21 protein-coding genes are annotated in these 15,949 nt (G+C 65.9%); 14 read left to right on the top strand and 7 right to left on the bottom strand.

The features are described 5' to 3' along the window. Nucleotides 1–72 precede the first annotated feature (72 nt). From IEY94_RS09095 to IEY94_RS09090, 3 genes are all read left to right on the top strand, one after another. Nucleotides 73–225: a hypothetical protein gene (locus tag IEY94_RS09095; protein WP_189169639.1), complete on the top strand. Its 153-nt coding sequence runs from the start codon at nucleotides 73–75 to the stop codon at nucleotides 223–225. A gap of 264 nt (nucleotides 226–489) precedes the next feature. Further along, a complete protein-coding gene (locus tag IEY94_RS23955) occupies nucleotides 490–618 on the top strand; it encodes a hypothetical protein (RefSeq protein WP_268244827.1) in 129 nt (42 codons plus the stop codon). Between the two features lie 41 nt (nucleotides 619–659). Then, nucleotides 660–857 (top strand): hypothetical protein, encoded by a 198-nt coding sequence (locus tag IEY94_RS09090; protein WP_189169638.1) that lies wholly within the window; start codon nucleotides 660–662, stop codon nucleotides 855–857. A gap of 223 nt (nucleotides 858–1,080) precedes the next feature. Here the strand turns inward: IEY94_RS09090 and IEY94_RS23420 are convergent, their stop codons facing one another. Together IEY94_RS23420 and IEY94_RS23415 are read right to left on the bottom strand one after the other, a co-directional pair. Continuing rightward, entirely contained in the window at nucleotides 1,081–1,386 is a 306-nt protein-coding gene (locus IEY94_RS23420; RefSeq protein ID WP_229783494.1) for an HAD hydrolase-like protein, read from the bottom strand. After that, nucleotides 1,383–1,691, bottom strand: a complete 309-nt coding sequence (locus tag IEY94_RS23415) for an HAD family hydrolase (RefSeq protein ID WP_229783454.1) — start codon at nucleotides 1,689–1,691, stop codon at nucleotides 1,383–1,385. Before IEY94_RS23415 ends, IEY94_RS23420 begins: the two co-directional genes overlap by 4 nt. 910 nt (nucleotides 1,692–2,601) lie before the next feature. On the opposite strand from IEY94_RS23415, the gene IEY94_RS09080 reads away from it, so the two are divergent. Then, a complete protein-coding gene (locus IEY94_RS09080; protein WP_189169637.1) occupies nucleotides 2,602–3,765 on the top strand; it encodes an ImmA/IrrE family metallo-endopeptidase in 1,164 nt (387 codons plus the stop codon). 35 nt (nucleotides 3,766–3,800) lie between these two features. After that, a complete protein-coding gene (locus tag IEY94_RS09075; protein ID WP_189169636.1) occupies nucleotides 3,801–4,253 on the top strand; it encodes a hypothetical protein in 453 nt (150 codons plus the stop codon). Nucleotides 4,254–4,257: 4 nt separating this feature from the next. Here IEY94_RS09075 and IEY94_RS09070 read toward each other — a convergent pair whose 3' ends face one another. From IEY94_RS09070 to IEY94_RS09060, 3 genes are read right to left on the bottom strand one after another with little or no spacing between them, the layout of a single operon-like run. Next, on the bottom strand, nucleotides 4,258–5,100 hold the full coding sequence (locus IEY94_RS09070; protein WP_189169635.1) for a DUF6602 domain-containing protein: 843 nt from the start codon (nucleotides 5,098–5,100) through the stop codon (nucleotides 4,258–4,260). A gap of 30 nt (nucleotides 5,101–5,130) precedes the next feature. Beyond that, nucleotides 5,131–5,796 carry an HAD family hydrolase gene (locus IEY94_RS09065; protein WP_189169634.1) on the bottom strand — a complete coding sequence of 222 codons (666 nt, stop codon included), beginning with the start codon at nucleotides 5,794–5,796 and terminating at the stop codon, nucleotides 5,131–5,133. Next, nucleotides 5,793–6,638, bottom strand: coding sequence for a GntR family transcriptional regulator (locus tag IEY94_RS09060; protein ID WP_189169633.1), 846 nt, complete (start codon nucleotides 6,636–6,638; stop codon nucleotides 5,793–5,795). Before IEY94_RS09060 ends, IEY94_RS09065 begins: the two co-directional genes overlap by 4 nt. 138 nt (nucleotides 6,639–6,776) lie before the next feature. Between IEY94_RS09060 and IEY94_RS09055 the strand changes: the two genes are divergently transcribed. The 6 genes from IEY94_RS09055 (at nucleotide 6,777) to IEY94_RS09030 (ending at nucleotide 12,834) form a co-directional block, all read left to right on the top strand. After that, nucleotides 6,777–7,187: a transcriptional regulator gene (locus tag IEY94_RS09055; RefSeq protein ID WP_229783453.1), complete on the top strand. Its 411-nt coding sequence runs from the start codon at nucleotides 6,777–6,779 to the stop codon at nucleotides 7,185–7,187. Continuing rightward, the gene (locus IEY94_RS09050) at nucleotides 7,187–7,537 is read left to right on the top strand and encodes a hypothetical protein (protein ID WP_189169632.1); all 351 of its coding nucleotides are present in this window, start codon (nucleotides 7,187–7,189) and stop codon (nucleotides 7,535–7,537) included. The genes IEY94_RS09055 and IEY94_RS09050 overlap by 1 nt, the downstream gene beginning before the upstream one ends. A gap of 269 nt (nucleotides 7,538–7,806) precedes the next feature. Further along, entirely contained in the window at nucleotides 7,807–9,411 is a 1,605-nt protein-coding gene (locus IEY94_RS09045) for an FtsK/SpoIIIE domain-containing protein (RefSeq protein WP_189169631.1), read from the top strand. Between the two features lie 252 nt (nucleotides 9,412–9,663). Continuing rightward, the gene (locus tag IEY94_RS09040; RefSeq protein WP_189169630.1) at nucleotides 9,664–11,397 is read left to right on the top strand and encodes a replication initiator; all 1,734 of its coding nucleotides are present in this window, start codon (nucleotides 9,664–9,666) and stop codon (nucleotides 11,395–11,397) included. A gap of 1 nt (nucleotide 11,398) precedes the next feature. Then, the gene (locus IEY94_RS09035; protein ID WP_189169629.1) at nucleotides 11,399–11,614 is read left to right on the top strand and encodes a helix-turn-helix domain-containing protein; all 216 of its coding nucleotides are present in this window, start codon (nucleotides 11,399–11,401) and stop codon (nucleotides 11,612–11,614) included. Next, nucleotides 11,614–12,834, top strand: coding sequence for a tyrosine-type recombinase/integrase (locus IEY94_RS09030; RefSeq protein WP_189169628.1), 1,221 nt, complete (start codon nucleotides 11,614–11,616; stop codon nucleotides 12,832–12,834). Before IEY94_RS09035 ends, IEY94_RS09030 begins: the two co-directional genes overlap by 1 nt. 263 nt (nucleotides 12,835–13,097) lie before the next feature. On the opposite strand, the gene IEY94_RS09025 is transcribed toward IEY94_RS09030, so the two are convergent. Together IEY94_RS09025 and IEY94_RS09020 are read right to left on the bottom strand one after the other, a co-directional pair. Continuing rightward, the gene (locus IEY94_RS09025; protein ID WP_189169627.1) at nucleotides 13,098–13,352 is read right to left on the bottom strand and encodes a hypothetical protein; all 255 of its coding nucleotides are present in this window, start codon (nucleotides 13,350–13,352) and stop codon (nucleotides 13,098–13,100) included. A gap of 349 nt (nucleotides 13,353–13,701) precedes the next feature. Then, the gene (locus IEY94_RS09020; protein WP_189169626.1) at nucleotides 13,702–14,232 is read right to left on the bottom strand and encodes a hypothetical protein; all 531 of its coding nucleotides are present in this window, start codon (nucleotides 14,230–14,232) and stop codon (nucleotides 13,702–13,704) included. A 157-nt stretch (nucleotides 14,233–14,389) separates the two neighbouring features. Between IEY94_RS09020 and IEY94_RS24285 the strand changes: the two genes are divergently transcribed. The 3 genes from IEY94_RS24285 to IEY94_RS09005 all read left to right on the top strand — a co-directional run bounded on the left by IEY94_RS24285 (nucleotide 14,390) and on the right by IEY94_RS09005 (nucleotide 15,885). Next, the gene (locus tag IEY94_RS24285; RefSeq protein WP_189169625.1) at nucleotides 14,390–14,620 is read left to right on the top strand and encodes a colicin E3/pyocin S6 family cytotoxin; all 231 of its coding nucleotides are present in this window, start codon (nucleotides 14,390–14,392) and stop codon (nucleotides 14,618–14,620) included. Beyond that, nucleotides 14,613–14,957 (top strand): hypothetical protein, encoded by a 345-nt coding sequence (locus IEY94_RS09010; protein ID WP_189169624.1) that lies wholly within the window; start codon nucleotides 14,613–14,615, stop codon nucleotides 14,955–14,957. The genes IEY94_RS24285 and IEY94_RS09010 overlap by 8 nt, the downstream gene beginning before the upstream one ends. Before the next feature lie 64 nt (nucleotides 14,958–15,021). Continuing rightward, nucleotides 15,022–15,885, top strand: coding sequence for an ImmA/IrrE family metallo-endopeptidase (locus IEY94_RS09005; RefSeq protein WP_189169623.1), 864 nt, complete (start codon nucleotides 15,022–15,024; stop codon nucleotides 15,883–15,885). Nucleotides 15,886–15,949 lie beyond the last annotated feature (64 nt).

Here is a 15,949-nt window from a genome sequence, read left to right as displayed (position 1 = left end):
ACCGGGTTCGCGGTCGCTCGAACGGATTAGGCCGGTGGTGACCGGGTGGGGTGGCCTTTCGTTTGGCTCGATATGAGCCGAACGTCCGAACACGACAGTCGGGTACCGGAGTCCGTGGCGGTGGAGATCGCCTGGTGGGTGGCGCTGTTCGATGCCGCCCTGGCGGAGCGCGAACGCCGCCTGGCCGTACGCGGCCACCGACGGGTTGTCCCGTACGCGGCCTGAGCCAACGCCGGCTTGCCTCCGGGCCGACGCGCATCCGCTCAACGTGGCTGGGCGCGGCGCCCGGCAGCGGCGAGGCTGAGCCGCCCCGGATTCTCCCGGTCCCACGTGATGGGCGAGAGGGCCCGCAGAGCCTCCCAGCGTCCGATGCGGTACTCACCCGTTCTCGGCAGGTCCGCGATCGATACGGCCGCGATCGGGGAGGTCATATCCCCTCGCGTGAGAACCAGCATGTCGGGCCGGTGATGGGTGGATGGTTTGAGTCGGGTGCCCACGCCGCGGATGCCCGCCACCGCCTCGGGTGGCAGCGTGATGGTCCGGCGGTCGGCCGACGGGCGGGCGCTGACCTGCAACGGCGCGTCCGTGGGCTCCAGCGAGTACAACTGCACGCAGTAGTGCCTGCCGTTCCCCTTGACGTACGGGTGTCGGCGTCACACATGCCCGTCAGCCGGCCGAACCAGCCCGGCGGCTCCTCGATCGAGCCCGAGATCGTGCTCACCGTGGCGACATGGAGGCGGACCGTCTCCGCCCGCGGGCGGGACACGACCAGGGCGGCGACGATGCCGGCGACGAGCAGCAGTGCGACGACGCCGACCAGCACGTACGCGACGCGACGGGGCACGCCCCCACGCTAGTGCTTCGACCCGATACGAGTCGGTGCTTCCGCAATCGGAGAATCGGGAAGCATCGACGGCGGCCGCGAAGGTGCCGCCGGGGTCGAGCCGCAGTTGGCCGGGACGGCTCGCCATCTCGCGCCGTCCGGCCGACCGCCCGTGCGCGGGTGCTCTCGTTGGACTCACATCCGGCCACGGAGGACCCATGCACAGGCTCGCCGCCGCTGCCCTGACCACCGCGCTGCTACCCGCGCTCACCGGCTGCGCGACCCTTCCCCTCCTCACGCGGAACCGGGCGGGCAGCAGCCCCGACCCCACCGCGTCGCCGACACCGAGCCCCACCCCGTCGCTCCGACATGCTCTCGATGACCGCGTCGGCCGAGGCGAGAATGCCGCGCTTCGTCGGTCGGTTCGCGTATCCGACAGCGGCGACGCCCGCGGCGCGGGCGGCCCGGATGTCCGTAACCGCATCACCCACGAGAACGGCGCGCCCGGCACTGCTCCCGACCAGCCGCAGGGCATTCCGGACAGGCTGGGGATCGGGCTTCATCCGCGACGGCTCGGCGTACACCCGGCCGACCACCCGTCGATCGAATCGACCAGACCGACCCGCCGCAGATAGGCGAGGACCGCCGCCTCACTGTTGTTGGACACGATCGCCACCGTGCGCCCGCTCGCTCGTGCTCGCCGGATCACGGCTTCGCCGCCGTCGGTCGGACGCGCCGAGGCCGCAGCTCTCACCTCGGCCGCGGTCTGGAGGTCCTCCAACGCCGCCGACAGGGCCTTGTCGGCGGCGCTCGCGTCGACTGCTCGGAGGATCTCCAGCGGATCCCGTTCCTCGGTGAGTTGATCCACGATCGGCTCACCGCGCCCGCGGAGGGCCGTCCGCAGTTCCTCGGCCGCGCGGGGCGCCCGGTGGACCGCGAACAGGGAACAGATCGGCCCGTCGAAATCGAGGAGCAGGGTGTCCGCGTCACGCAGAACTGCGGCGAGCCCGCCCGTGGGTCACGACTCGCATTGCCCGTCGTCCGGGTCCAGCGTCATGCCGCCAGCGTAGGACTGCCGGAGCAAACCGGAACGTGTCCACGATGACCGGCACCACGTAACGCCGAATCCGGCTAGAACGCGCTTGACCAGGGGCTGAGCAGTGGAGCGGGTGACGGGAATCGAACCCGCGCTGTCAGCTTGGGAATTTCACGCTGCGTGTTGGTCGGACGGTGTTTCGCCTGATGGGGAGCAGTCTCAGGTGGCCCCGTTTGGCCCTGGATGACACCGGCTTATGGCCCGTGAATGGCCCGCCCACTCGCCCCACTACCTTTGCCGTCCCGTCTGCCGTCGACCCACCCTCCGGGGAGCGGACCGGCCCCACGGTGCCAAGGTGGAGCGCCCAGCGGACGAACGACCTTGGCACCGTGGGGCCGGTCTGCTCGGCTTGCCTGGGTCGACGGTAGGCGGGACGGCAGCCATCCCGGAGTCAGAGCGCCCCTGCCGGAGGCATCGGGAACCTCGCGCAGCTCCGGCGGGCGCGCCGCCGGCGTCTCGGCGCGGCTTGCGCCCGTGCGCCCCAAGCGCGCGGGCGGGCGGCGCAGCCGCCCCGCGCAGCCGGGTCACGCGCCCGTGCGCCGCGGAGCGGCGCCTTGATCCCCATAGAGACTGATTCGGCAGTGCTGAGAGCCGCATCGACGCAAGATCGCTGTCACGCCAAAGTGGTCGGTACATACTCTCGGAGGGTGCGCCTGTCGGTCCCGGCGCGTAAACTTCGCGCATGGCCCGCGCAGAGTATGTCCCGGTTACGGGCAGTGTGCTGGCTTGGGCGCGGACAGAGGCTGGTCTCACCCGCGAGGGACTTGCTGGGCGCCTGAGGGTAGAGCCAGCGGCCCTCGAGGCATGGGAACAAGAGATCGAGAAGCCGACCAAGACCCAGTTCAAGCAACTGACTCAGGTGTTAAAGCGGCCTTCCGCGATCTTCTTTGCTCCTCATCCGCCTAAGCCTGGCGAGGTCACTGCAGCCTTTAGGCGTGGCGCGGTAACTGACCCGGACCTTAACAACGAATATCAGCAACTGCGATCAGCCCGCCATTATCAGCACATTGCGGAGTGGCTCTTGCGCGAATCTGGCCGCGAAGAGCACGATCGACTGCCTCGCGCATCTGTACAATCCGCCACCGCAAGACATAGCTTTGCCGCTAGTATACGAGATGCCCTCGGGATTTCGTTCGCTCAGCAATGCAAGTACACCTCTGCCTCTGTCGCACTTAAGGCGTGGAAGAACGCTGTCGAACAGGCATTCGGAGTCCTCGTATTTCAGTTTCAGTTTCCGAATGCGAAGGCAACGCGCGGCTTCAGCCTGCCTAGTACTGAGGCTCCCGTCGTAGTCCTCAACTCAGCCTTCAATGACCAGGCTAGAATTTTCACGCTGTTCCATGAAGTGGCTCATCTTCTGTTGGACGATGCCAAGATATGCCACGGCTGGGCTCCACCAGAGTCTGCCACACGCAACGAGCGGTGGGCAGAGGCGTTCGCAGCCGAACTATTGCTTCCACGAACGGAATTCGTCGCAAAGTTCCGATCCCGTGTGACGGCTGGTTCGCATCCGACACCCGAGCAAATTCGGTCTCTTGCTTCGACCACAAAAGTGAGCGCAAGGGCAGTCGCCCTGCGATGTATTGAACTGGGCCTAGCCGAACGACGGCTCTATGAAGAAGTGGTAGAAGCCCTTAGCGGGATCGACTACAAGGACTCGGGTGGCGGCGGCAAGGGAGAAACCACACCCTACCGGCGCCTTAGGGAGGTTGGTGCGCTCTTCCCGTCACTTGTATTGCGCGCTCGTGACGACGAGATCATCGGCCACTACGATGTGTTGCGCTACCTCGATGTGAGTACAGCACAAGCACGAGAGCTTGAGTCTGTCCTACAGGGACAAGGCTGACATCATTGACCGTATACGTACCCGATGCCTCTGCCTTGGCCGAAGTTGAACGACTTGTCCCCATAGATGAACATCCACCCGTATTCTTCGCCCTGGCTGAAATGATCCAAAGCGAAGAGCTAGCTCTGTGCGAGCAACTCTGTACTGAACTAGAACGGGTCAGCAACAAGGGGCAGGCGCATCTTTTCGTGAAGCAAGGTAAGGGCCAGTCGCTTAATCGTGGGGCGGACTACAATCGTGTCCGAGTGGTAATGGCACGGCATCAGTTTATCGACCCCATGGATCATCGCGAATACTGCGCCCCATACGTCCTGGCTCAGGCCCTGGAGCTGAGAGATGAAGGCCATCGTGTCGTGGTCATCACGGAGGATCGGTTCCGCAAAGTACCACCGCTGGTCTCAATGGCGCAGGCCGCTGAGTCAGAGCAGTTGGCAACCCTCGGTACGGCTGCATTCCTGGGCAACAAGGGAATTTGGTCCGAGCGCTAGACCGTCATCTTGTGATCGAATGTAGCTCATTCATGGGTGTTTTCATGTAGAGGCTCATGACATCGTCCACAATTTGTCGCTGGCCAATTGCAGTGTTCAGCTTCTGAAGGAACACCAAAAGCGCGCGCGCTGGTTCTAGTCTTAGGTTCTTGCCATCGACTTTGTATGACGGATCCGCTACTTCAGTTTCGATGTAGGATGACGGCTCCCGCGTTCCGTCAGGATCTCGGGTATGTTCAAGCGCCAGCCCGGTGAAGAACCCCTTGGCGGTAGCACCGTCGAGTTCACTTCCTCGGCAGCCGAGTAACGCCGCATCGATTACGCAGAGGAGGTCAGGCTGCTCGACGGCTTCGAGTTCGCCGACCCGCCTCGCAACAGTGTCCGGCGCCACCGAGGATCCGAATGCAAGAACCGCTACGAACGGAAGCTTTCCGTCATAGCAACCCGTATCCTTAACATCTCCCACTATTCTAAGTTCCCGAATTTTTCGAACCTTCTTGGCGAAATCTTCAATATCGGAAACCTGCAGCCGGGTCTTAACCTCGATTGCGGCGTATACTGATTCGATCGCGTGGATTAGTTGAGTTGACTGTGCGAACAGCGTCGGCAGTTCGGACCGATCGTAAACGATCAGGTCAGTTTGCCGACTATAGTTGCTGTGACTGTCGATTATCATGCCGGTCCCGATGTCATATTTGCGCGGCAATATCCGCTCCAGTAGCCGACCAAATATTGTCTCATTCTCGGCACCTAAGGTTGCATTGTGTTTCACCAGTCGCGTGAAAGTTTTTACCTCGGCGTTCATGCGCGTCAGCGCGGCAGCCCAGTATTCCTCAAGGGTGGACATTCGTTGATCTCCAGTCCTCGTTTGCGTTCGTCAGAGTGCGTTAGCAATGGCGACCATGCTGGTCACGATCACGTCGGCTTCCGCGAGAGCCTCGTACTTGTTCAGACGGCTTGCGTACCCGACCACGGGGACACCCGCGCTGTGGGCGGCCAGCACATCCGTGGCAGCATCACCAACCATCAGAGCCCCCTCCGGACCGACGTCCAGAGCCCGTAACGCCGACAGGACTGCTTGCGGATGCGGCTTCATCCATCGTGGTTCCCTGGCAGGCCGGCCGACAACAGCGGAGAACGCTCCAGCCAAGTTCATCCGATCGAGGTAGCTGTCGACCGCAGCGGCGCTGTTGTTCGACACCACCGCCAGGAGGCGACCTGTCCGGCTGGCTTTGGCGATCACCTCAGCCGCGCCCGGCGTCGGCTCGGCGGTGGCCGCAGCTAACACCTCAGCCGCGACTTGAGCCTCCTCGACCGGGTACTGGGCTGCGGTTCCGTCGCTGAATCGCAGGACCGCCAACGGGTCTCGTACCTCCCGGAGGTCAGTCGGGATCTTCACGCCGTGCTGCTCCAGGATGCCGCGCAGCCTGTCAGCGACGCTCGGTGCCGAATGGCGCGCGAACAAGGAGCAGATCGGTCCATCGAAGTCGAGCAGCAGCACGCGTGCGCGGGCGAGCAGCTCCGCCAGGTCGTCAGTGGTCATGGCTCGTACGGCTCCGCGATGGTGGACCACACGCTCTCGAACCACGCGGCTGCCTGCTGTACGTAGAGGCGGTCGTACTCCTGGTCCTCCTCGTCGCCCGGCGCGAACGGGAAGAGGATGGCGTCCTTGCCCATCGCGTCGTAGATCGCCGTGGGCTTCTTATTGATCGTCACGGTGTGCTTCACGACCGGGTAGAAGCCGAAGAACGCTTCCTCGCTATTGATGATGAAGAGCTTGAACATCGGCGCTCCGCGGTGCACGCGCACCTCAGCGGTCGCGGTCTTCACCAGGTCGAGCCGGGCCAGCTCCTCCACTGCATCGGTGAGGGCTTGGACTGAGCGGTCTGTGATCCGCTGGGAGCGTGCCCGGATCGCGGGGTCGTCGGCCCGATCCTCGGCGCGGCACGGGATCGCGGTCGGGTGCCGCATGTCGGAGAGCAGGACGCGCACCCGAAGAGACTCGGGTGTCAGGCGGCCGATCCGCACCTTGTCGAGCGTCTCCTGGATGGCGTTGTACAGCGTTTCGCCCGAGAAGCCGGCGAAGTCGATCGTGACGCTGGGGCTCTCGAACGCTGCTTCGATGTGAGGTCGCAGACCCACGGGCCGCTCAGTGTTGGCGCGGACGTAGGTGCCGCCGCCGCTGCGGGCGACGATCAGCCGCTCGGTCTTGAGCACCTTCAATGCCTGGGCGACGGTCTGCCGGGCCACCCCGAAGTGCTCGCTGAGCTGGGGCTGGGAGGGGATGCGCGCTCCTGGCGCGTACTTGCCGGTCTTGATGTCGGCGCGTAGTGAGGCCGCGATCTGTAGATACGGCGAACGCGGGTCGTCCGGGTCCAGGCTCATGCCGCTCAGGGTAGAGCTGACTAGGCAACTTAGAAAAGTTTCGGCAATCCCTTGCACCTGTCTAGGCAGGTTGGGTAACTTGGGCCTCACGGCAACCTGCCTAGACAGGCTGGGCAGGCTAGAAGCGGAGGTAGACCCATGATCAAGGGTGGAGCGCGGTTCAAGATGAGCTTCGGGGAGCTGTTCCCATGCGGCGTCGTCCTCGTCCCAGACTCGATCGCCGAGGCGATGGACTACAACGAGCGGACGGGGCAGCGGACCCCGGCGAAGGACAAGGTCACCAACCAGCGCGTGTACCAGTGCCGCGTCATGGACATGGACTCGGAGCTGGCCGGACGCTCCCGTGAGGTCACGGTCAAGATCCTGGCCGACCACCAGCCGGTGCCGCCGGTCGGCGCGTTCGAGCACGTGGAGTTCACCGGACTGACGGTCACCCCGTACGTCGGTGGCAACGGGCGACTCGCGTACTCGTTCCGGGCGACCGGGATGCACGCGCCGAAGTCCGCTCCCGCCATCAGGGCCACTGCGGGCGCCAAGGTCGACGCCTGATGGCCGGCCCGAAGCAGGTGGCGCCGCTGAACGAGTCGCCGCTGGATTACACCCAGCTCCTGGCGGTGCTCAGCCTCGCGGCGTCGCGTGATCTGCCGACCCCGCACTCGGTGACGATCCACCCGCACCTCCCGTCCATTCTGCTGGACCTGCGGACGACGGGTCATTTCGAACGGTGGCACCGGTTCCTCGGGTGCGACGAGACCAAGCGGCAGAACGTCATCCGGGACCGTGCCGCGCACGTCCTGGTCAACGCCTCGGCGCGGCGGCGCGGCTGGTGGTTCAGCCTCTCGCTCTGCACTCCCGCCGAGGGAGCGTTACCGGCGTCGGCTGCATCAGCGGGCGCCTGACCGAAGTCATTGCGGGGCGGTCCTCAGAGCCGTAGGAAGCCGGACCGCCCCACACCCCTCGACCTCTCAGCCGGAAAGGGCTTACTCATCATGCCTCGTTCCACCGTGCGCAAGTCAAGGTGCCCGCAGTGCCGCGGGCTGTTCACCCCTACCGCCCCGGGCGACCCGACCGAGATCTGCGCGCTGTGTGAAGACCAGCTTGCGATCCCGTTCCCGCCCGTACGCGACAGCCGAGGTCGGTTCGTCCGAGTCGGCTCCGGTGGTGCGCGATGAACGCTGCGCAGCGCATCCAGATCGCCGGGCGCCCGGACCAGCTGGTCATCCGGCGCAAGCCGCTCATCGAGATCCCGCGCTGGGTGGTCGCCCTCGGGCTGCTCCTGCGGGGCCTGTGGTGGCTGACGGTGTGGGCGATCCGTCACCCGCTCGCCTCCACACTGCTCGGTGCCGCCGCGTGGACGTGGATCACCTACGACTGGCAGACCCTGGCCTACAGCATCGGCTTCACGATCATCGGTCTGTCCGTCGGCGGCGGCGTGTGGTGGCGCCTGCACCCGTCGTCCTGCGAACGTCTCGCCTTCTATCCGCTGCTGGGGCAGTGGCGGCATCGCTGGGTGTACCAGCGGAGTTGGTCGAACGCGATGCGCATGTGCGGGCTCGACAAGAAGCTCGACCACACCACTGTCGTCCCGCGGCTGCGTCGGGTGGTCTGCACCCCGGCCACGGACCGGCTTGTGGTCCGGCTGCTCCTCGGCCAGAACCCGGAGCACTACCGCAAGCGGGCGCTGGACCTGGCGTACTCGTTCGGCGCACGGTCAGCTCAGGTCTTCGAACAGCGCCCGGACACCCGCCCGACCCGGACCGGCCGGCTCGCGTGGATGTGGCGGCGGGTCGACTCGTGGCGGTGGGCCGACCGGCCGACCGAGGTGCACATCGTCATCGTCCGCCGAGACTGCCTCACCGAGGTCGTCCGGCCCTTTCCCACCGCCGACGCCGTCGACCTGGGCGCGCTGCCCATCGCGCGTTCGTTCCTCGGCGAGACGTACCGGCTGCGGCTGCTCGCCACGCACCTTCTCATCGCCGGTGCGTCGCGGCGGGGCAAGTCCGGCGTCATCTGGTCTCTGATCGCCTCCCTCGCACCGGCTGTCAAAGTTGGCCTCGTCCGCCTGCTGGTGATTGATCCGAAGGGCGGCATGGAGCTGGCCATGGGCCGGTCGATGTTCCACCAGTTCGCCTACAAGTCGTACAACCACATCGCGGAGCTGCTCGAGGAAGCCGTGACCATCCTCCGCGACCGGCAGGCGCGGTATTTCGACGCGGCTCGCGTCCACACCGCGAGTCTGGTCGAACCGCTGTACGTGCTGGTCATCGATGAGCTGGCGACCCTGACCCGGTACTGCCCCGACCCCGACCTGCGCAAGCGAATCGAGGCGCTGCTCGGGCTGCTGCTCTCCCAGGGTGCTGGGGTCGGCATCGTCGTCGTCGGCGCGCTACAGGACCCGCGCAAGGAGAACCTCGACCTACGCGACCTGTTCCTGTCCCGCATCCTGCTCGGCGTTACGGCCGCGTCGCACGTCGACATGGTCCTCGGCGACGACATGCGCGACCGGGGAGCACTGGCCGACCGGCTACCGGAGAACGCAAAGGGCGTCGCCTACGTCCTGCCCGACGGCAGCGCCGACCCGGTGCGCGTCCGCTTCCCGTACCTGGACGACGAAGAGATCCGGCGCATGGCCCGCGCCTACGCCGCACCCGCACCGACCGGGCCACTCGCCGATGTCGTACCCGCCCAGTCCAACGGCAACGGGAACCGCGGCCCGCTCCTGCCCCGGGCGCTGCTGGCCGCGCTGCACAGGCCGACCGGGGAGGAGCAGTGATCACGGTGACCACTCGACGCCGTCGCTTCTACCGCCTTCGCACGCCAGCCACCACGGCGCAGCCGTCGACCGCCTGTTCGGTCTCGATCGAGGAGGCCACGGGTCAGCTCTACCTCGCCGTGGGCGCCGGATGCACCTCGACCCGGACGAGGCGTGGACGCTGTGGCGCTGCCTGACCGAGGCGGTCTCGAGCCTCGGCGAACCACCCGCCCACGTCCGCGCAAACATCCGGCCGACCGGGAGGTGAGCACGATGACCGCACCCACGATCGATGCCCCGACCGAGGCGCCCCGGCCCGGCTCGCGCGCCGCCCGGATGGCGCTACCCCGGTCCGTCGACATCCTGACCGACATCTGCAAGGACTACGGCGTCTGCATCCGGCCGCTGTCGATGCGCCGCACGGATCTCAGCGACGGCGTGACCCGCGTCATCGACCTTCCGTGCGGGGCGACCCGCGAGGACAAGTGCCCGCCGTGCGCGAAACGGAACCGGCGTCTCCGGCAGGCGCAGATCCGCGAGGGCTGGCACCGCACCGACGAACCCGACCCCGGCCCCGACCCGGCCACCGAGGAACAGAAGGCGCTGATCATCATGAGAGGACACTTCGAGTTCGAGCGCGACCAGGCCGCGCGTGCCAGCGAGTGGGACCAGGTGCGCGACCTCGAGGACGCCATCCGCGAGGTGGAAGCGGCCATCCTCGCCGAGGGCCTGCGCGGTCGGGTCGCCCCGCCACACCAGTCCGACGACGAGGACCAGGGCGAGGTCACCGGGAAGCGGCGCGTCCGCTCCACCCGGCGGCGGCAGGGCTCGCCGGATCTCCCTCGGCGCAAGGTCGAGCCGCGCACGGTCGGCAAGGTCTACACCGCGCCGGACGGCACCGAGCACCGGCCGTCGATGTGGCTGACGCTCACACTCGACTCGTACGGCCGCGTCCGCACCGACGGCACGCCGGTCAGTCCGACGACCTACGACTACCGGCGGGCTGCCTGGGACGCCGTGCACTTCCCGCGGCTGCTGGACCGGTTCTGGCAGAACCTGCGCCGCTGCGCGGGCTGGAACGTCCAGTACGCGGGCTGCGTCGAGCCACAGCGGCGTCTCGCCCCGCACGCGCACTTCGCCATCCGGGGCACCATCCCGCGCGAGATCCTGCGCCAGGTCGCGGCGGCCACGTACCACCAGGTGTGGTGGCCGTCGGTGGACGTGCAGCTCTACACCGCCGATCGGGCGCCGGTCTGGAACGACGAGGCCGAGGCGTGGTGCGACCCGGAGAGTGGCGTACCGCTGCGTACCTGGGATGAGGCCCTGGATCTGGTCGACGCCGACGAGGACGCCGAACCGGTCCACGTCGTGAAGTTCGGCACCCAGGTCGACGCCCGCGGGGTCATGCCGGGCACCGAGGACGCCGCGCGGACCATCCGGTACGTCACGAAGTACATCACCAAGCAGGTCGCCGACTGCCACGAAGCGCAGACCGAGCGGCAGCGGACGCACCTCGACCGGTTGTGGCGCCAGCTCCAGGTCACGCTGTGCTCGGAGCGGTGCGCCAACTGGCTGCTCTACGGCGTCCAGCCGAAGAACGCCCACGACAAGCTCAAGCCGGGATGGTGTCGGGGCAAGGTCCACCAGCGGGCCACCCTCGGCATCGGCGGCCGGCGCGTCCTCATCTCGCGCGAGTGGTCCGGCAAGACCCTGGCTGACCACAAGGTCGACGCGCGGGTCTGGGTCCGCAAACTGCTCGGGGTCACCGAGGAGCTGACCGACGCCGACGACGGCAACGCCAGCGGGGAGAAGACCCAGTACGTCTGGGAGCTGGCCCGGCCCGACGACCCGGACGTGCCGCCGCTGGCGCACCGCCTCCTGCGGTCCATCTCGGAGCGTTCGCGCTGGCGCTCGGAGCTGCTGGCCGCGAAGGAGCGCGCCGCGCGGGGCCAGCCTCCGCTCTCGGCAACCGACGAACAGCACGCACCACAGCAAGGGGAGGACTGACATGGAAGAGGTGCTGACGATCCCGGAAGCCGCGATGCGGATCAAGATGAGTCCCCGCTACGTACGGCGACTGGTGGCCGAGCGGCGCATCCCGTTCCACAAGGTCGGCCGATCGGTACGGATCAAGGCATCCGACCTGACAGCGCACTTCGATGAGGGCCGGGTCGAGCCGTTGACGTCGGCTCAGGTGTGGCGCAACCTGCGGGCGGTGGCGTGATGGCAGGGCGACGGCGCTTCGGCAGCATCCGCAAGCGGGACTCCGGCCGGTACCAGGTGCGTTACCCCGGCCCGGACGGTCAACTCCGCCCGGCGCCGATGACGTTCGCGCGCAAGAGCGAGGCGGAGCGATTCCTCACCGTGATCGAGTCGCAGATGATGCGCGGGGAGTGGGTCGACCCGGAGCGCGTGAAGATCACGGTTGGCGAGTACACCGAGCGGTGGATCACCCAACGGCCGAAGCTTCGCCCACGCACCGTGGCGCTCTACCGCTGGCTGTTCGGCAAGTACATCGAGGCGCAACTCGGCGGGGTGGAGCTGGGCAGGCTGGACACGCCGCTGATTCGCCAGTGGCGCGCGGATCTGCTCGGCAAAGGAGTCTCGGAGAACCAGACGGCCAAGGCGTACCGCCTGCTTCGCGCGGTGCTTATGACGGCCGTCAACGAGGACGAGTTGCTCCGCCGCAATCCATGCCGCATCCCGGGCGCCGATCAGGAGAAGTCGTCCGAGCGGCCGGTGCTGACGTTCCGCCAGGTCTTCGCCCTGGCCGACGCCGTCCCCGCCCGGTACCGGGCGATCATCCTGGTGAGCGCGTTCGGCTGCCTGCGCTGGGGTGAGGTGTCGGCGCTGCAACGACAGGACATCGACGCCGACACCGGCGTGATCCGCATCCGCCAGCAGTACACCGAGATCCGTGGTGTCGGCCTGGTGCTCAGTTCACCGAAGTCCCGTGCGGGCACGCGCAACGTCGCGTTACCACCGTCGGTGTTGCCCGCGTTGCGTGATCACTTCTCGAGCTTCGTCGACGAGCAGGACGATGCCCTGGTCTTCACCAACGAGAGCGGGCGGCCGATCTGGCGCGGCAACTTCAACAAGCTGGTCGCCTGGATGCCCACCGTGACGCGGCTCGGGGTTCCCGGTCTGCACTTTCACGACCTGCGGCACACCGGGAACACGTTCGCCTCCCGCGCGGGCGCGAGCACCAAGGAACTGATGGCGCGCATGGGTCACGACTCCGCCCAGGCGGCCATGATCTACCAGCACGCGACGTCCGAGGCGGACCTGGCCATTGCGGCGGCCGTCGACAAGGCGGTCAAGGCCGACCGCCGGAAGGCCAAGAAGGAGAGCGGCGAGGTCGCACCGAAGAAGACCACGAAGACGCGCAAGAAGAAGGACGACGGCGACGACGGGATGGCCGGCGCCGTGGCCCGGAAACGCTAATGGCCCGTGGATGGCCCGCCAGCCGTTCCGAGTAGTTGAAAGATCGAAGGCCCTGAGTCAGAAACCGCTTCTGACCAGGGCCTTCGTCGTGGAGCGGGTGACGGGAATCGAACCCGCGCTGTCAGCTTGGGAATAGGAGCGAACCGGCTTGCATCGGGTGGCGTGACCTAGCCAACCTGCCTTAACGGGTCGTCCGACATGGCCCAGACCGACCGTCGTTGCCCCCTAAGAACCCCTGGATCGGGCACGTTACGGGCATGCAGCTACCCCCTCGCTGGCCGGAACCCGCCCTCCGGGGTGACTCGGGCGACGAGATACTGAAGCCCGCCCCCTCGGCTGGCCTGTTGCAGCGCCGCTGCCTCGGCGTGCTCCAAGGCCTCGCGTCGGCTGAACGCTGACGTCGCGTAGGTGTCGCCAACCTTGCGCATCTCGGCAGTGCCAGGATCGAACTCAAAGATCACGTAGTAACCCTCGTCGGGTACCACATCACCAGCAGGCAGCGGCTCGACCGAAGCCATGGATCCTCCAAGTTGGTCGGTGACACGGCGAGACTACCTTGGGCTCGACCCAGCGGTCATCCCGCGCTGAACCGTGGACAGGCAACGCGGCCGGTTCGTGGCAGCGGTTCACCAACTACCGCTAGCGGGCCAAGCGCCGTCCTGGTCAGCCATCGCCAGACCAGCGCTGACCTGCCGATATCTTGGCGTCGCTGGTCATCGTCGGTCAGCGAGGTTCGACGTTCGACGGCCTGGCGACGGCCTGGAAGGCGCTCGTGGCGCCTATCCACATGATCTGCGGCATGCGTCAGACCAACTGTTCGCGATCGGCGAGAAAGCAATGCGGTCATGCAGGCGGCGATCGATTTTTCTAAGCCTCTTCGTCGATAGCCGCCTTGAGCGCCGAATGCATCTCGTCGATGGCCCTGTCCAGCTCAACGACGGCAGGGTTGTCGTGATCGAGCCACGCCGCGTGTTCGCTGTGTTGGAGGTCCCCTTCCCGCCATGCCCAGCGGACGCGGTCCATGGCCCGGACCAGCGCAGTCCAGCGCTCGTGCACCTGAGGGGCGGCGTACAGCTTCACACGCGCTGCCAGTCGGTCCGGATGTTGAAGCTCGGGGGGCCCAACATGGCGGCTGCTGTACTCATCAGTTGCGGCCGTGAGCCGGGACTGCTCGGTCTGCGCAAACTCGGCCAAGTCGACGTAGAGATCGGTTCGACGTTCGCGCCGCCGTTCAAGGCGTTCGCGTTCGTAGCGGACCCCGTCCAGCTCCCGCTCCCGCGCCCACCGACGATCCTCACGGTGCCTTGCAGAGCGCTGAGCAAGTGCGGTGCCAGCCAGGGCGCCCATGATGCCTAGAACACCGGAGGCGAGAGGTACCCAGAGAGCTACATCCACCATCCGGTCATGATCCTCCACCCGGCGGCGAAGGCGGCCCTTGGGCGACGAGCGACGGCTCTCACCAGACGTACACCAGCGGGTCACCCTCCGGGTTGACTGCGCACACGCCAGTCGGGCTAAATGGATGGCGACGCTGTAACCTCGCGAAAGGCTCGGAGTGTCGGTTCCACTACCCAGGCCGTCCTTCCTCGATACACAGGAAGCAATCGGCGCCCCCCACGGCCGACGGCGCTGGCGCAATCGACGGGGTGACCGGCTGTACGAGTGGGATGCCCTCCACGGTCACGTTGAGGTGTACAACAGGCGCGGGCGGCACATGGGCGTGCTTGACGCGGTGACCGGTGTTACGGTAGGGGAAGCCGTGCCAGGGAGGAGAATCGATGTCTAGCCCCAAGACGTTCGTGGACTCGTGCCTAGCGGGCGCTGCCTTCCTGGACGAGATTGATGACTATGTGGATCAATGGCACGACAACGCCGAGCTACATTCATCAATGACGCTAGCTCAGCACCTTGGGATGACATCAGCCGAATATCGGCTTTGGGTAGAACGTCCAGAATCATTGAGGTTTATCCTCGCGGCCCACAGGGATCGCGTCGAAGTCGGCACACTGCTTCGGGATCCGCGACGGTTCGCAGCCGCAGCCCGTACCGAGCAACACGGCGAGGCAGCCCAGCTACTGACCTGGCTTCAGTCCACCGGACGTTTGAGTGACCCAATCGCCTGAACAACGGTTAGCAACCCGAATTGTCGAACAGTTCGACTTGACGCCACCAGTTGACATATTCTCAGTGTTGCAGAAGTACGCCGACATTGAGATTCTTTCGTGGCCATACCTGTGCGATGGACTCACTGTTGGACTCACAACTGGCGGTCGCCCAAAGGTCTTTCTCAAGGCGATCAACAACAGCCTCCGACAACGCTTCACAGCAGCTCACGAGCTTGGGCACGTCCTGCTCCCATGGCATACAGAGCTTATTGAATGTCACTCGCCGGACGAAGAGACCACGGACTACATCGGAGGGCTGCGTGAGCGAGAGGCTTCCAGCTTTGCTTCACATCTCTTGCTCCCCGATCGCTTTCTGTCGCCCCACTGCGACAACGGCGTGGATATGCCAGCGCTCTTGGATGCCGTTCATACTGCCGAGGTCTCCGCGGCGGCAGGGCTAATCGCACTCACAAGATCGGTCCCTCCGGGCATTGCGCTGGTCCTCAACGAAACTAAGCCGTTCTACTCGCACGGCACAGCGTATCCGCGCCCGACCGTATTTGAAGAAGCAGGCAAGCCACTGCTTTCGAAGATTGCGGTCGAACAGGGAAATGTAATTCTCCGCAGGCAATCTGTACAGTGGTATAAGTTGGAACAATTCGTCAAGCCACGAGATGTCAGTGACCCTCGCGAGACGACCACCCTACTTCGAGATGCTATTGCCGCGATAACCGACGATCCGATCGAACAGCAACACCTGGTCCATGTGGTAAATGGCGTAGTTGGCTCAGCACTCAACAGTGAAACGGCCCGGTCAACCTCGGTGTGTGCATTGGCGGCAATGCGGCACAGAATCCGCGCACGACCTGATCTCGCAGCTCTTATGAAAGAGCCTGATTTCGACCTGTTTCTAAACCGCAAGGCATCCAATTTCCCTGGCGCCTAAGCCATCCCGTCTGCTGTCGTCCCGCCCTCTGGGGGTGCGGGCCGGCCCCGGGGTGACCAGGTGG

Source organism: Pilimelia anulata (genome assembly GCF_014647895.1).
Lineage (GTDB): Bacteria > Actinomycetota > Actinomycetes > Mycobacteriales > Micromonosporaceae > Pilimelia > Pilimelia anulata.
The sequence above is the reverse complement of the archived record's forward strand: the minus strand, read 5'-3'. Positions and strand labels throughout refer to the sequence as shown.

Excerpts from the sequence above, each read along its gene's own strand:
- IEY94_RS09040 (WP_189169630.1), top strand. The coding sequence starts at position 9,664 with ATGACCGCACCCACGATCGATGCCCCGACCGAGGCGCCCCGGCCCGGC.
- IEY94_RS09055 (WP_229783453.1), top strand. The coding sequence starts at position 6,777 with ATGATCAAGGGTGGAGCGCGGTTCAAGATGAGCTTCGGGGAGCTGTTC.
- IEY94_RS09060 (WP_189169633.1), bottom strand. The coding sequence starts at position 6,638 with ATGAGCCTGGACCCGGACGACCCGCGTTCGCCGTATCTACAGATCGCG.
- IEY94_RS09065 (WP_189169634.1), bottom strand. The coding sequence starts at position 5,796 with ATGACCACTGACGACCTGGCGGAGCTGCTCGCCCGCGCACGCGTGCTG.
- IEY94_RS09090 (WP_189169638.1), top strand. The coding sequence starts at position 660 with ATGCCCGTCAGCCGGCCGAACCAGCCCGGCGGCTCCTCGATCGAGCCC.
- IEY94_RS23420 (WP_229783494.1), bottom strand. The coding sequence starts at position 1,386 with ATGAAGCCCGATCCCCAGCCTGTCCGGAATGCCCTGCGGCTGGTCGGG.
- IEY94_RS09070 (WP_189169635.1), bottom strand. The coding sequence starts at position 5,100 with ATGTCCACCCTTGAGGAATACTGGGCTGCCGCGCTGACGCGCATGAAC.
- IEY94_RS09050 (WP_189169632.1), top strand. The coding sequence starts at position 7,187 with ATGGCCGGCCCGAAGCAGGTGGCGCCGCTGAACGAGTCGCCGCTGGAT.
- IEY94_RS09045 (WP_189169631.1), top strand. The coding sequence starts at position 7,807 with ATGAACGCTGCGCAGCGCATCCAGATCGCCGGGCGCCCGGACCAGCTG.
- IEY94_RS09025 (WP_189169627.1), bottom strand. The coding sequence starts at position 13,352 with ATGGCTTCGGTCGAGCCGCTGCCTGCTGGTGATGTGGTACCCGACGAG.
- IEY94_RS09095 (WP_189169639.1), top strand. The coding sequence starts at position 73 with ATGAGCCGAACGTCCGAACACGACAGTCGGGTACCGGAGTCCGTGGCG.
- IEY94_RS09035 (WP_189169629.1), top strand. The coding sequence starts at position 11,399 with ATGGAAGAGGTGCTGACGATCCCGGAAGCCGCGATGCGGATCAAGATG.
- IEY94_RS09080 (WP_189169637.1), top strand. The coding sequence starts at position 2,602 with ATGGCCCGCGCAGAGTATGTCCCGGTTACGGGCAGTGTGCTGGCTTGG.
- IEY94_RS09030 (WP_189169628.1), top strand. The coding sequence starts at position 11,614 with ATGGCAGGGCGACGGCGCTTCGGCAGCATCCGCAAGCGGGACTCCGGC.
- IEY94_RS09010 (WP_189169624.1), top strand. The coding sequence starts at position 14,613 with ATGTCTAGCCCCAAGACGTTCGTGGACTCGTGCCTAGCGGGCGCTGCC.
- IEY94_RS09020 (WP_189169626.1), bottom strand. The coding sequence starts at position 14,232 with ATGGTGGATGTAGCTCTCTGGGTACCTCTCGCCTCCGGTGTTCTAGGC.